We start from the raw sequence: 14637 nt of genomic DNA on the forward strand, positions 1-14637 counted from the left end.
GTTGCATCAGCTGAAGTACGTTTAGCGAATGGCTTAGAAGATACCCAGATAGTCCTCACCCCAGCACAGCTACTGGCTAACACAACTGATATCGATGACAACGATATTGGCAAATTATCCATTGAAAACCTACAGGCTGATCATGGCGCTATTGCGTTAAATGCCGATGGCACCTTCACCTTTACCCCAGAAAAAGACTATAACGGCGATGTCCATTTTAGCTATGACGTTAAGGATGCCCACGGTGGTGTGACCCATACAGCTGCTAGCACCACGCTCGCAGCGGTGAACGATGCAGCCCTGATCAATGGCCAGTCACAAGCATCATCGAACGTCGATATCTTCGAAGATGGTGCAACGAGTCGTCTGACGGGGCAGTTAACACTGACAGATGTCGACAGTGGCGAAAATCAGTTTGCCACAATCAGCCAGTTAGCGGGGCAGTATGGTTATCTGTCAATGGATCAGCAAGGCAATTGGTCTTATACCTTAGACAATTCACTCGCTACCACTAATGGTTTGGTTGCCGGGCAAGTTGTGACCGAAAGCTTTACCCTTACCTCACCGGACGGCACTGCTAGCCACACCATCAATGTGCAAATTCATGGCCATGATGACACGCCAAGCGTGAGCGTTAATGAAGGTGGCGCGGTTAAATCTCTCGATTTACTCGGTGGACTGAGCAGTGGCACTGTAAGCCACATGCAATTTTCGACCGACGGTGTTCATTACACTAATCAGGTACCCGATGGCTTTATGCTAGCCGGCGACGGCCATACATTACAGGTCGATCCGGCGCACAATAGCTACAACCATTTGGCCAACGGCATCGCCTTAAAAGTTGACATTAAGTATGAGCTACAACAAGGAGCTGGTAGCAATGTGCAGACATCGCAGCAGCAAGCTCAAGTCGTCGTCACAGGCACCAGTGATCGTCCAATCATCCACAGTTTTAACCCACATTCTCAGCAGAATAACGGCCCCGTTACAGGCAACTTACTGCAGGGGGCTACGGATGTTGATGATGGCGCACAGTTAGTGCTTGATGATGTGCAATTTCAAGACCCAGTAACGCATCACTATGTAACGGTTCAAGCTGGGCAAACTCATAACATTACTGGTGTTGGGGTTATCGCAATTTCAGCCAACGGCGACTACACCTTTACCCCAAACAGTCAATTTAGCGGGCAAGTGCCTAATCTTATCTACCGCGTCACAGACACGAGTGGTGATTATGCAGACAATAGTCAGAACAACTTAACTATTCATATAGACCCTTATCAAGCCCCGATCATTATTGCGCCATTAGCAGTCTCGCTGGCCCATGATACCGGCAGCTCGGCCACAGACTTGATCACTCAAGATGGGGCGCTTAGCATCTCAGGTCAAACCGCTGGAATGCAGGTGGAGTATTCCACAGATGGTGGTGCCCATTGGAGCAGCCAATTTACTCCTGTCGAGGGACTTAATCAGCTACAGGTAAGGCAAACTGACAACGCTGGGCACACATCAAAAGCCACCAGTATTGATTTTACGCTAGACACTAATGTAGCAGCGCCACACATTAGCCTTGACCCTATCACTGCTGATGACGTGCTCAATCAGGCCGAGCTCAGTGGCAGCGTGCCAGTCACTGGTACTGTGGGGAGTGAAGTCAGCGTTGGCGACAATATCACCCTTACACTAGGCACACACACTTACACTGGCGCCGTGGATGCACAACATAGATTCTCAATCGACATCCCAGCCAATCAACTGAGCAGCCACACCAACATTAGCGCATCAGTCACCATAACGGATACAGCAGGAAACAACGCTACTGCGACGGATAATCATCACTACAGCACCGATACTAACGCGGCCATTAGGGTTAACCCAATCACTAGCGACAATATCATTGAAGCCAGCGAACACCAGCAAGCGGTTGATATAACCGGTACAGTATCTGGCGTTGAAGATGGGCAAACGGTTACAGTAACGATTGCGGGTCAGCAGCATCAAGCCGTGGTAACTCAAGGCGCTTGGCACACTTCATTAACCGCAGCGGAGGTTCAGGCGCTGCCAGGGGGAACGGTTGATGTCACCGCATCTGTTCAAGATTTAGCGGGTAATTTAGCATCAATACACAGCCCTCTGTTTATTAGCGATAGCGCTAACCCTGTACCCACTTTGAGCTTTAAGACCCCCCCCACACCAACAGGTAGTGGTAGCATTGGCTCACATATCTCAGGCGATCTGGTTGCACCTCCAATAATACAACAGCTCAGCCCTAGTTTATCTGGCGCTGGGTGGGCAATCACTGATGGCCACGGTCATACTTCAACCAGTTTGCAAGGCCAATACGGTACCTTAAGCATCGATCCCGTAACTGGCCACGTGGACTATGTTTATAGGCAAGCTCCGACTGCCGGTAATAAGGCGACAGGCGGCAGCCATTGGGCAGGGCAAACCACTTCAGAAGAACATCATGACGTATTTCAAGTTGTGTATCATGATGCACATGCGTCCAATGTTGATGTCAAAGTGAATGTAGATGTGACTTATGTTCATGGCCACAGTGGTCATAACCAAACCTCTACTCACCTTGTTGGCATGACAATCACACCCGATACATCTGCCGCTCCGCCACCTGCAGCGGACATGAACGACGTACCTGACGACATAATGACTTTTAGCGCAAGCATCACTGAAGATGAACCTTCATTTGATGAGGTGCTAGCGCATATTGGCGCTGATGATGAAAGCAGCCCCGAGCATCCCGAAGGTGCTCATTCACTTAACCAGTCCGGGGCGAGTTCTCCTATTGATCACTATCTACAGATGGTAGGCGTTAGTCATGCTGATATGAATCCAACTCCACAAGCAACAGTAGTGAATGATTTAGCTAATGTGGCGGAAACACTAGCGGCACCTGATGCCGATATGTTAGATGCCAATCAGGTCGACGCTTTTGAAAACCCGTTAGATGATGATAACCATCAGCAGCATAAAGATGAGTTATTGGCAGATTTAAATGACCAACCTGATCAAAGTGATACTAATCAGGCTAATGACGATGATTTGCTACATCAAGCATTAAATGACATGCACAATCAGGTCTAAAAAACTTTAGTCATAATAACTCTGTAATAGACTGAAAAGGCGCACCATGATGAATCATGGTGCGCCTTTTAAACATCGTTTTTTATAACCAGAATTAAAGCACTTTAGTGTAACTAATCACCCCATAGCCATGCCAGTCATCGACATCTGATTGATATTCTTTGCTATAAAAATCAAAGCTCCAACTCACAGACCATGTGGGAAATGCCCATATCACCCCTAAACTTGCTTGCGCTTGTTCATGCTTGATTTCAAGCGATGAGTCATAGGGTAAATCACCATCAATGGTTAAATCATTAAACCGATATCCAGCCTGCACCCTTGCATAAGCCGTCCAGCTACCATCAGAGTTAGCGGAATGAGTATAATTTCCTAAGTGACCAGCCTGACTTGAAAGTTGGCCAAAGGTTTGGTCTAAGTCATCACCCCAACGCAAGGTGAGACCGACACTCGATTGAGAACGAAAATTCCCAGCCATCGAATGATTAAATGCGCTTAAATCCCACTGACTATTTTCAAATGCTTGCTGACGAGTGAGTAAAGCTTCGACTTCATAGGCAAGTTGAAATGTCAGCTGATTCTCTATTTGATAATCCCAACCACCCGGTTTAGTTGATGAGGTAATGTTATGCACCACTGATTGCAGCATTTCAGCCCCTGACGCAGGTCCCATAACACCAACAGACAACCAATTTTTTTGTGCCAGTGATGGGCTAAACACACCGGTATAGCTTTCTAACTCCAATAGACCTGCATAAGGTCTTTCTTCTGATTGTGGATAGTCATAGGCGATTTCAATTGGGGTCCACATTCGGCTATATAACTGAGCCCCACGGTGTGCTTGCTGTGTTTGTTGGGGGAATAAAAGTGCAGACTGCCATTGAAAGACCGATGCTGCCGCTGAAAAATTGTGTTCTGGCTTTGCATGCCAACCTATGACAAAACCATTGGAGTAATCACCATCTGAGCCGGTAACGATATCATTATCGAAGCTAAAATAAATTTGATCTGCTGTTACGCTAATCGGCGCTAAACTCGCTGATAACAGCAATACACCTGCCGCATTTAGGCTTTTTCTGCTCAATATACCCCCCTTATCAAATACGTCAGTTCACTACGTTAGCTCGACAACGTAAAGTTATCACCAAAATCTAAACATTACTGTCATTAAAATGAGTAAGCGATTTTAGTTTACCTCTTTAGCCTCCCCACTCAATGATCATTAATTAAACAGCCTCGGCAACGGCTTTTATAGTCAGCCCGCTCTACAAAGCATTCCAATTTAAGCAATATTTATGCAATTTACATTTCATTTAGCACAATAAAACGTCAAACATTACCAGATGTAAGTGTTAAATTACTGACAATAAAAAGCCGCGATTCACTCGCGGCTACATACGTTAAAATAAGCACTGGTCGCTAATATCATTCACTGTTAATGGCTGTAACCAGCACAAAAATCATCAAATGATAAAGGTTTAGAGAACACATAGCCTTGAATAGAGTAAACACCATGCTCACTTAAATAAGCCACTTGCTCATGGCTTTCTACACCTTCTGCAATGATGTTTAAATTGGATTTTTGCGCAAATGAAATAATAGCTTCAATGGTTTTCGCATTAAAGTTATCTTGATGACCGATAGTATCAACAAACATTTTGTCAATTTTGAGGGTACTGATCCCTAAATTTTGCACATAGCTAAAACCACCATAACCAGTGCCGGCATCATCTAATTTTAAATCTATGCCGATAGCATAAAACTTATCTAACATTTTACGCGCAGCAACTAAGTCACTAATAGGATGACGCTCAGTGATTTCTAATGAAATGCGATGTTGTTTCAACTCGCCTGATTCAACAACGCCTTTTAGCAATTGATACAAATCATCATTATCTAAATGTTCTGGCACAATATTAACGCTAAAAAATAATGGTTCTCGTGTAACCGCAAGTTGCTTAACATCATTAAAAACATGCGCCAACAACACCTTGGTCATATCAACAATTAAGCCATTGGCTTCTGCGTAAGGAATAAACTGATTCGGTGGCATTAAACTGCCATCTTGCCGTTGCCAACGCATGAGCACTTCTGCGCCAATGACTTTTTGACTGCGAGAATCGACAATAGGCTGATAAAAAGGAATAAACTCAGACCGCTTAATCCCTTGAATAATTTGGCTATGAACAGATTGACTATGGTTAAACCATAAACGGGCGATATACGTGACCCAAGCAGCCAAAATGCTGGCAATGATTAAAACAATCCACCAAGAAAAGTAGGTATATTGCTCATAAAACTCACGATTACCTGATAATTCAAAGGTTGCGTCAAAATAGTCGGTGGTTAAGTTAACCGCCTCACTCACGTAATAATCACCATCAAAGCTTTCATAACCAAATGTTAAAAAAGGACTCGAATCGAACGATAATCGATATTCTAAACATTTCTCGCAGCTCATCGGAACAAAATAACTCGGCTCTAACGGGAGTATGCTCGCGGCGTAAAAAATATCCCCCATATTGCGAATAAGCACTAATTCCAGATGCTCATCACTTTCAGACTCTAGTATCCCTAAACTATAGGTTTGACTAATTTGATGATGTTTCACATCGTGAAGTTCTCGAATAATCTCGTTAGATTCACAATATATATTTAGCCCTTTCGTTACGCCAATCCAACGAATAAAGCTTGCATCAAATACTGCGCGCTTTAACTGCGCCTCTACCTCAGTGCTACACACAAACGAATCAAAAGTGATTTCGGGTAATTCATTTAATTCTGCCGCACTGGTTTTAATTAAGTGCTCAAACTTATCCGTTAAAATTGCTGCGTCACGGGCAATGACTTGCTTGGCCAATAAATGATCGACACCACGCAGTAAACCAACACTGATAAGTAATGCAACTAAAAAAATCAGGCAATATGTGATTCGTTCCATGACAGCACCTAAATCCTATAAATTAGTCACAATATAACCTGACTGAGTTTGTTACGGTAGTGTAAATATCTATATTAATTGAAATTTAATTCATCACAGCGCCAATCATTACTTTGCTGTGTAATAGGATCAATAAACTGTAATCGTTGTGCCAATAACTTTAGTGGATTAGCAAAGTTATCAGGTCCTTTCGGTTGTAGCACAGGGTAAAACCTGTCGTTAAGCAATGGCATACCAATGCTTTGCATATGCACTCTTAATTGATGAGTTTTACCTGTAATCGGACTAAGCTCAAACAAACCACTAATAGTGAGTCATTGGTCGACAGTCGTTCGTCACAGCTCATAAAATTCATATATTCAGCGCACTAAACAGTTATCGCTGCGCGTGACTCATGCTGATATAGCATTTAATCAAGCAGGTTAAAGATCAAATTCAGCTTCATAGCCTTCGCAGCTCAGCTGACGCTCAATATGGCTAATCGGGTCAATAAACTGCAGTGATTTAGCAATTAACCGTAACGGTTTTGAAAAATCATCGGCACTCTTTGGCGCTAAAGTAGGATAATTAGTATCGTTTTCTAACGGCATTCCCAACGACATCATGTGTACCCTAAGTTGATGCATTTTCCCGGTGATCGGGCTCAGCTCAAATAAACCTTTATCGCCTTTTATGGCAATAAGGCTAATTTCAGAATGGGTATTGGGCTCACCTTCGGTCACTTTCATTAAAAAGCTTGGGGTTGAGCGCACCATCCTATTTTTAACCGTCCAGTGTATTGGCAAGGTTAATTCACCCGCTTGGGATTGTGCCAATAGTGCCGCTGTTAACTTAGCAATCGCTTGATATTGCTTTGTAATTTTGCCATCACTAAAAAGAGCATGATACGCATGCCTAGACTCAGGGTTAACTGTCATTAGCATGACGCCTGCAGTTGGCCTATCAAGGCGGTGGGCAGGAGTTATAGTGTCAATGCCGGTGCCAATCCTTAGCCTATGGATTAAGCATTCATTAACAAAGTTTCCGCTGGGGGTTACTGGCAAAAAGTGTGGTTTAAACACCAGCATACAATGCTCATCTTGATGCAAAATTTTCTGCACAAAAGGGATCTTAGTTTCAGCCTCAACTTCGCGGTAGTAATACACCCTTGTTGCAGGTCTATAGACAGTATCGACAGTAATTAAGCTGCCATCGGCCCAATGCACTTTGCCGTCCTCAATCCGCTTTAACCACACCTGCGGTGGGATTTGCGCAAAATGCGACACTAAAAATTCCACCACGGTTTTTGGCGCTGTTGAACTTGCTGCTGCATTTTTCGAAGGATGAGTCAGTTGTGGTAACACCACATAAGAAGGTTGTGCAGCTCTAGCTGAGGTATCAGAAGACATAGTTACAATGATTAGTGACTTACATATCCCGTCAGTATAACGGACATGAGTAATATAAATGAACCTAAGCTTTCCTGTTAACGAGCCACTTGAAGTAAAATCCAGCACAGTTAGCCCAAACTTGGCGAGTTAAATACAATCACAGCGACTTGCTCGTCATTGCTGTAAAGCGGTAACTTAGGCATCTACATGGGACTTTAATAGCTGCAGCACAAAAGCCATAGTCTTGTGGCAATTAGGTTGCTCAACAAGCTGTAATTTATCCTTGTTATACATAGGTAACACTTCTAACCAACGCTGGCTTACCCAGGTGGCATCTTCTAAATGCACCTGATTATATAATTCCAATAAATCTGGGTTTACTTCATAAAATTGCTCTAAAGCGGCACTAATAATTCCAAACTTTTCGCCTATGGGTTCATCTTGCCAATTTTGACAGGCTAATGTGCGCGCAATCCAACTTCCATCCCTTAGTTGCGCCGCAGACAGAATTTTTACCCTTTGGCGACCTTCAATCACAATACTTAATGAGTCATCGTCGAGTTGATGAAAGTCGATAATCTCACACTCTGTTGCTGTGCTATAACATGGCGGACTGCTATTACCTTTACCGCTACTTTTACCGCTACTTTTGCTCGCAGCTAAGGCTAAGCGGTAGTCTCCTTTCAGCACACTAGCAACCATTAACAGCTGATTTGGCGATACCACTCTGATCTCTTGGCGGCCGCCAGGAAGAATAACCGCCTCTTGAATAACCAAGGCCATTTCTAATGTTTTCATAGCAGCCTCCAGACCATAGAAATGCTGATAAATATTCATTTAGGGCTTACACCACAAGGCGCAGCATATTTATATCGCCGATGACAACTAGCTCGCTTCAGCCTATATAATCAACTAGTTGTCACAGATATGAGCAAATTAAGTTTAGTGCTTGATAGTTTATTTGCTAGTCACCATCCGCTTATCATTCTTTTTAATGATAGCTGTAATTAACAAATAACGCAGACTTAAGCGATTAATTATTAGACAGGGTGTTTTACGAAATAGTTTCAAAAAGCGATCAGATAGCGCTTAAGATAACCCTTAAATAGGAGGTTAAAAACAATCAATAAAGCAGCTTAAAGCCGCTCTAAATGACTCATCACCGACTGGTTTTCAATGATGCCGGCAAACTCAATCGCCAGTTGCTCACTGCGCTTAACTGACTCGCGCCAATAAGCGATACGACTGTCGCTATCAAGCTTTTTAAAGTCTTCACGATCAGGAATTTTCTGGTAAGGCAAAGAAGCAATAAACTCTGGGGTCGGCGCCAGGATCAGCGCATTATGATAATGCTTTTTAGCACGGCGCCATTTTAGTGATTTATCGAACCAGCCAGGGCTCATGTAAGGATAAAAGTGCGGATATAAACTTAAGCCTTCTGCGGCAGGTAAAGGCATATCAAAGTGATAATCAGTAATGCCGCCATCGTAATAATGACCGTCACTAACGCCATTGATTTGGGTCACTGGCGAGAGCAGTAATGGAATAGAGCCAGTGGCTAGCAGCACTTGATTGATATTACTGCGAGTTAATTGAGCATGCTCGGTGGGCAGATCGGATAATTGTGAAAAAGGCGATTTAACTTGCTGATGACTAAATACCAGTCTTTCAAAGTGCCAAGCTAAACTGCGACGGCTAACAGCATTAGACACTGCAGTAGCAGCCAGCCCCATTGCTAATTTTCCCTTGGAACGCCCAGCATTTAAATGCTTGGCCTTACACACCACAAAATGACTTTGAATAATACGGTTATTGACTATATCCATGGCGCCATTAGCACCTAATATGCCAGCAATAATTCGCTCTACCTGCTCAGTCACCTCTTGACGAGAAGGCACAGTCTCGTAGCGCTGATCGATATAATAGCCTTCAAAGCGATGATAGGCCTCTAACGGATTCTTTTGCGCTAAACAGCTTAAACGCCAGGCTCCAGATGAAGCACCCATGGTATAAAGTGGTGCTTGCCTGTCACTAAAAAACTCACTGAACAAGTATTTATCGAGCCCTGCGACGCCAATCCATTTGGGGCCACCTGATGCTGCAAACAATTGAGTAAACATCGACTGCTGTATGCCGTTTTGTTCAATTTGTTCAAATGCCGTTTTGCCTGCTAATAATCGTAATGCTGCCACTTGATATCCTATTCATGTCAACCGCACTATCATCATAACCAACTGATCGCCGCTTTGTCTAAGCTGATTATTTTCACAGCCCTGTATAAATATATCTGTCATGGTGCAGCATGCTAAATTAAGCGATAATGACTTATCTTAACTTTTAGAGACTTATCATGATTGTCGATACCCTAGCAAATCATCAGCTTTATCATGCTATTAGCCCAAGATTAGCCACTGCACTTGCTCACCTCGCAGCCACTGATTTTAGCCAATATGAATTAGGTAATTACCCCATTGAAGGCAAAGATATATTTGCTATCGTCAATGATTACCAAACTAAGCCGAAACACACCGAGTCTTTTGAAAGTCATCAGCGTTATATTGATGTGCAATTTGTGGTTAGCGGTGAAGAAGAATTTGGCTATTTACCACTTGCAGATCAAGCGCCGTTAGCGCCTTATCACAATGAGCATGATTACAGTAAGTACGATTATGAAGCCAATAAAGCTAATGCGGCTTTTATACCCTTAAAGGCGGGTATGTTTGCGATTTTCTTCCCTGAAGATATGCATATGCCCGGCACCAGTGATACAGCCAAAGATGTCAGAAAAGTAGTCATCAAAGTGAGAGTTTGAGTTTCAGTCAGCCGTTGAGTTTACGTCTGCTTCAAAATCTGAAGCAAAACTTAAGCCTAGTCTGCTCATCACAAATAAAAAGGGAATAAGCGCTAACCGCCTTGTTCCTTTTTTTTATCGTTCTTAAAATCAATAACAAAACAACTTCAAATCTTAGTTCACTCTAGTGACCTTTGGTTCCATACAAAGTTGCCGCCACACCAATTTAAAAACTCTCTTTACTAAAATGACAATTTATAGCTGTATTTTTTAATCTAAGCAAAAATGTGATCTTGATCGTTGTTATTAAGCTGTTAATATAACCACAAGAAATTAGTTATAACTAAAAGCTATATAACAACTAATCAACATGCGAGTCTTACCCCTATGAAAAGCGCCACTGAACTAAGCCAAATATATCTCGATGCTAATGCCACAACTCCTGTGCTACCCCAAGCTGCAACGGCAGCATTAACTACAATGGAAACCCTATTTGGTAACCCAAGTAGTAGCCATATCAGCGGCCTTAAAGCCAAAAACCTGATGGAGCAAACTCGGGTAAAAGCTAAACAAGTGATTGGCGCTGACACAGGTACCGTAATTTTTACCAGCGGCGCCACAGAAGGGATTCAAACCGCGATCATTTCCGCCTTAGTCGCGGCTAAAGCTGCCGCTAAAACTAGCCTCAAGCAAGATCAAACATACAGCTTGTTATATGGCGCCACTGAGCATAAAGCGGTGCCAGAATCCTTAAAGCATTGGAATGCCATTCTTGAAATAAACGCAGAAATTAAAGCGATCCCCGTTGATCATATGGGTAAACTTGATCAGGACTTTATTGCTAAAGAAGCGCCCAATGCATTAATGATTTGCACCATGGCAGTAAACAATGAAACCGGGGTTTACCAAGACTTAACTCAGCTTGATCGCATCATCCGCCAAGCTAACCCTGATATTTATTGGTTAGTTGATTGTGTCCAAGCACTGGGTAAAACGGCATTAAACTTAGCCAACACCAGTATCGATTACGCGCCTTTTAGCGGCCATAAACTGTATGCCCCTAAAGGCATTGGCTTTGTTTACATCCGCGAAGGTGCTCCATTTACGCCGATTATTGCTGGCGGCGGCCAAGAAAGCGGCCTGCGCTCGGGTACTGAAAACCTGCCGGGAATGGCAGCCATAAGTGTCATTTTCGATATGCTGTTAAATAACTCGCAATCGATGGGTACAAACCAGTTTGCCGATGTCGACACCTTAAGGGCTTATCAACAACAATTAATTGATACCCTTGAAAGTGCTTTTCCTGCTGTAGTGTTTAACCACAGTTTTAGCAATAGCGTGCCAACAACCATCAACTTTGCTATTGCAGGCTTTAGTAGCAAAGAGATTATGGATTTATTTGATGCCGCCAATATTCGCGTCAGTTCAGGCTCTGCTTGTTCATCAAAAGTCACCCGTAGCTTTGTATTAGATGCCATGGGATTACCCAAGTGGCAAAGCGAGTCAGCCATCAGAATGTCTTTTGGCCCCGCCATGACTCAAACGCAGGTGGATGAAGCCTGCATCAGAATTCAATCTGCCGCCAATGCATTAACCCATAGCTGTATGATTTTAGACAGTGGTGAAATAAGCGATAAACAGCCATTAAATGGTTTGGTTCAATTACGCTCAGGCCCGAGCTGTAGTTGGATTTATGCCGATCAACAAAGTAAGCAAGCAATCATCATCGATCCACTGCCAGAACTAAATGAACGCTTAGATACCCTATTGCAGTGTCAGCAACTTGAATTAGTGGCGGTGATCGACACCCATGGTCATGCCGATCATGTCTCTAGTCGCCAATACCTTGCCGACAAACATTTGCCGGATCAATTAAGCGATCATTTAGGCTGGCCGCAAAACTGCAGCAACGTCACCCAAGCGGGCGAGTTGTTTGAGTACATCACTATTGGCAATCAAGCACTGCTTAACGTTGCCACCCCAGGCCATACTGCCGACAGTATTAGCTTGCTGTTATGTGACCCATTTTCTAATGAATTATCTAATGAATTACCTAATAAATCGACTGATGAATTACCTAAGGCAGTATTAAGCTCTAAACCACTTAGCCAGCAATGCCGCTTTGCCTTTGCTGGCGACACGATTTTAATGGGCAGTCTCGGCAGAACTAACTTTGACAGCAGCTGCGCTAAAGCCATGTTTACCAGCCTTAAGCGACTGCATCAGCTTATCGGTGACAACACCCTGATTTGTGCCAGCCATGACTATAACAATGAGTTTACGACCTCATTAGCAGCTGAATCTAGCCGTAATGCACTGCTGGCCAACACCTTAAATGGCCAATTAAGCCAAAGCCAATTTGAAAGCCTAAAAGCCCAGCTTGATAGTCAGTTGTGTGATGAGTCAGGCAGTGAAATTCTTTGTGGCGCATTGCCAGCTAACGCTGCAGCTAAAGTGAATATTACCGAATACAACACAGAGAGCTTAAGCAGCGCTTTATCATCACAACAAGTCAGCTTAATTGATATTCGTGAGCCCCATGAATACGCGCTGCAACCCACCAGTAGCACCACTGAGAATGTGCCACTAACCCGCTTAGTGCAGTTTATTCAGCAGCATCAACACCAAAAGCACAAGCCGTGGGTTTTAGTGTGCCGCAGTGGTAGCCGCTCCATGGTGGCCGCCCAAGCCATGCAGCGTTTAGGCTTTGATAATATTGCCCACCTTAAAGGTGGTTATGCTTTAAGTTAACAGCCATTGTGAATGCATTGACCACTGAGTAAATAACTAGTCAATAGCTGACAACTTAAGATGAATATTGCTTGATTTGAATCGCCTCAGGACGTTCTCTGGGGCTTTTTTATTGGTAAAGATTGGTCAGGCGGTTATTTCTTGTTAAAATCGCTGAAAATTTATAGGAGCGTACCAAATGGCAATGTATGTAGTGGGTCATAAGATCCCTGATTCAGATTCAATCTGCGGTGCAATCGCACTTGCTTACCTAAAAAATCAAATTGAAGAGCCTGCTATTGCAGCCCGTCTTGGTGAACTTTCACCTGAGACAGCGTATATCTTAGATAGATTTGGTTTTGAAGCACCAGAGTACAAAACAAGCTACGCTGGCGAAGAAGTGTATATCGTTGATCACTCTGAATTAACTCAAGCACCAGATGATATTGCCGAAGCAACCATCGTAGGTATTGTTGATCACCATAAATTAGGTGACTTAACCACTTCTACTCCGCTTGAGTGTTGGATCCGCCCAGTAGGTTGTAGTAACACAGTGATTAAAATGATGTACGATTTCTACCAAGTAGAAATCCCAGCTAACATTGCTGGCATCATGATGTGCGCTATTTTAAGTGACACTGTGATTTTCAAATCTCCAACCTGTACTACTGCTGATATCCGCTGCGTTGAAGCATTAGCTGAAATTGCCGGTATTGAAGACTTCAAAGCTGTGGGCATGGAAATGTTCAAAGTTAAATCAGCTGTTGAAGGTACGCCAGCACGTGACTTAGTCATGCGTGATTTTAAAGACTTCAACATGAACGGTAACCTAGTGGGTATCGGTCAATTAGAAGTTATCGACTTATCAGTATTTGACGATATCAAAGCTGATTTAGAAGCTGATATCGCAGCGCTGAAAGCTGAAGGTAACCGTCACAGCGTATTATTATTGCTAACCGATATCATGAAAGAAGGCTCAGAAATGTTAGTGGTTTCAGATGACGCTGACTTAACTGAAAAAGCCTACGGTAAAGCAACCGTTGAAGGCCGAGTCTGGCTAGACGGTGTATTAAGCCGTAAGAAGCAAGTGGTGCCATCGCTACAAGATGTATTTGCTAACGCTTAATATGCGTTTTTAGCAATATAGCGAGTCGCCCAACTAAAAAGCTGAATCAATGATTCAGCTTTTTATTAGCCTAAATTCATCAGTAAGCGGTTCTCACATAGCTTAAGGTAATGAGTTAACGATTCAATCGCTCCAGCCATTCAGCAGAGTCAGCCACCATAAATTTATAGGACTGATGGTTTTTAAGTTCCACTTTAATCGCATCTGCGGTAAGGGGTAACACTCCACCACCGGTCCCCCAACATTTTTCAACACTAACAATATCCTCAAGGTCTATCTCATAAGGACCCATTTCAAAGATTTTATTAAAGGCTTCAAAACATAACCGTGTTTCAGTCAAATATAGTTGTCCATCACCGCTAAAGGCACCGTTTTGCGCAGTAGCAAAAGTAGACTTAATCACGGTTTCATTGGCTAAATTGATGCTACCCATGTGTATATCCCTATGTTTACTCTTTCATGAAACAGTGAACGCCAACATGCTGATTGCATAGCGAAGCTTAACCAAGTAAGTTGACTTTAACTCTACTACGCTGCTGATTAAGTATAGACTTGCTATATGAACATGGCGTAATTA

General features: G+C 43.2%; 10 protein-coding genes and 1 pseudogene. 4 read left to right on the top strand and 7 right to left on the bottom strand.

What is annotated here, in order from left to right:
• Window positions 1–3102, top strand: a 3102-nt coding sequence (locus Q4557_RS15895) for an Ig-like domain-containing protein (RefSeq protein ID WP_303413887.1), incomplete at its 5' end; no start/stop codon positions are given.
• 94 nt (window positions 3103–3196) lie between these two features.
• On the opposite strand, the gene Q4557_RS15900 is transcribed toward Q4557_RS15895, so the two are convergent.
• The 6 genes and pseudogenes from Q4557_RS15900 to Q4557_RS15925 form a co-directional block, all read right to left on the bottom strand.
• Window positions 3197–4186 (bottom strand): lipid A deacylase LpxR family protein, encoded by a 990-nt coding sequence (locus Q4557_RS15900; protein WP_303413889.1) that lies wholly within the window; start codon window positions 4184–4186, stop codon window positions 3197–3199.
• A gap of 351 nt (window positions 4187–4537) precedes the next feature.
• Window positions 4538–6043 (bottom strand): EAL domain-containing protein, encoded by a 1506-nt coding sequence (locus Q4557_RS15905; RefSeq protein WP_303413891.1) that lies wholly within the window; start codon window positions 6041–6043, stop codon window positions 4538–4540.
• A 74-nt stretch (window positions 6044–6117) separates the two neighbouring features.
• Window positions 6118–6345 (bottom strand): annotated as a pseudogene (locus tag Q4557_RS15910) (pseudouridine synthase); the annotation flags it as partial.
• Window positions 6346–6465: 120 nt separating this feature from the next.
• Window positions 6466–7431 (bottom strand): pseudouridine synthase, encoded by a 966-nt coding sequence (locus tag Q4557_RS15915; protein ID WP_303413893.1) that lies wholly within the window; start codon window positions 7429–7431, stop codon window positions 6466–6468.
• Window positions 7432–7608: 177 nt separating this feature from the next.
• Entirely contained in the window at window positions 7609–8211 is a 603-nt protein-coding gene (locus tag Q4557_RS15920) for an LON peptidase substrate-binding domain-containing protein (protein ID WP_303413895.1), read from the bottom strand.
• Between the two features lie 338 nt (window positions 8212–8549).
• The gene (locus tag Q4557_RS15925; protein WP_303413897.1) at window positions 8550–9605 is read right to left on the bottom strand and encodes an alpha/beta hydrolase; all 1056 of its coding nucleotides are present in this window, start codon (window positions 9603–9605) and stop codon (window positions 8550–8552) included.
• A gap of 158 nt (window positions 9606–9763) precedes the next feature.
• Between Q4557_RS15925 and Q4557_RS15930 the strand changes: the two genes are divergently transcribed.
• The 3 genes from Q4557_RS15930 to Q4557_RS15940 all read left to right on the top strand — a co-directional run bounded on the left by Q4557_RS15930 (window position 9764) and on the right by Q4557_RS15940 (window position 14060).
• Window positions 9764–10225: a YhcH/YjgK/YiaL family protein gene (locus Q4557_RS15930; protein WP_102436589.1), complete on the top strand. Its 462-nt coding sequence runs from the start codon at window positions 9764–9766 to the stop codon at window positions 10223–10225.
• A gap of 366 nt (window positions 10226–10591) precedes the next feature.
• On the top strand, window positions 10592–12955 hold the full coding sequence (locus tag Q4557_RS15935; RefSeq protein ID WP_303413900.1) for an aminotransferase class V-fold PLP-dependent enzyme: 2364 nt from the start codon (window positions 10592–10594) through the stop codon (window positions 12953–12955).
• Between the two features lie 178 nt (window positions 12956–13133).
• A complete protein-coding gene (locus Q4557_RS15940) occupies window positions 13134–14060 on the top strand; it encodes a manganese-dependent inorganic pyrophosphatase (RefSeq protein WP_102476533.1) in 927 nt (308 codons plus the stop codon).
• Between the two features lie 115 nt (window positions 14061–14175).
• Here Q4557_RS15940 and Q4557_RS15945 read toward each other — a convergent pair whose 3' ends face one another.
• Window positions 14176–14493, bottom strand: a complete 318-nt coding sequence (locus tag Q4557_RS15945) for a GRAM domain-containing protein (RefSeq protein ID WP_102436583.1) — start codon at window positions 14491–14493, stop codon at window positions 14176–14178.
• Window positions 14494–14637 lie beyond the last annotated feature (144 nt).

It is taken from the genome of Shewanella sp. 5_MG-2023, assembly GCF_030547465.1.
Classification (GTDB): Bacteria; Pseudomonadota; Gammaproteobacteria; order Enterobacterales; family Shewanellaceae; genus Shewanella.

Coding starts and splice junctions, on each gene's coding strand:
- Q4557_RS15920 (WP_303413895.1), bottom strand. CDS start 8,211: ATGAAAACATTAGAAATGGCCTTGGTTATTCAAGAGGCGGTTATTCTT.
- Q4557_RS15915 (WP_303413893.1), bottom strand. CDS start 7,431: ATGTCTTCTGATACCTCAGCTAGAGCTGCACAACCTTCTTATGTGGTG.
- Q4557_RS15905 (WP_303413891.1), bottom strand. CDS start 6,043: ATGGAACGAATCACATATTGCCTGATTTTTTTAGTTGCATTACTTATC.
- Q4557_RS15940 (WP_102476533.1), top strand. CDS start 13,134: ATGGCAATGTATGTAGTGGGTCATAAGATCCCTGATTCAGATTCAATC.
- Q4557_RS15945 (WP_102436583.1), bottom strand. CDS start 14,493: ATGGGTAGCATCAATTTAGCCAATGAAACCGTGATTAAGTCTACTTTT.
- Q4557_RS15935 (WP_303413900.1), top strand. CDS start 10,592: ATGAAAAGCGCCACTGAACTAAGCCAAATATATCTCGATGCTAATGCC.
- Q4557_RS15930 (WP_102436589.1), top strand. CDS start 9,764: ATGATTGTCGATACCCTAGCAAATCATCAGCTTTATCATGCTATTAGC.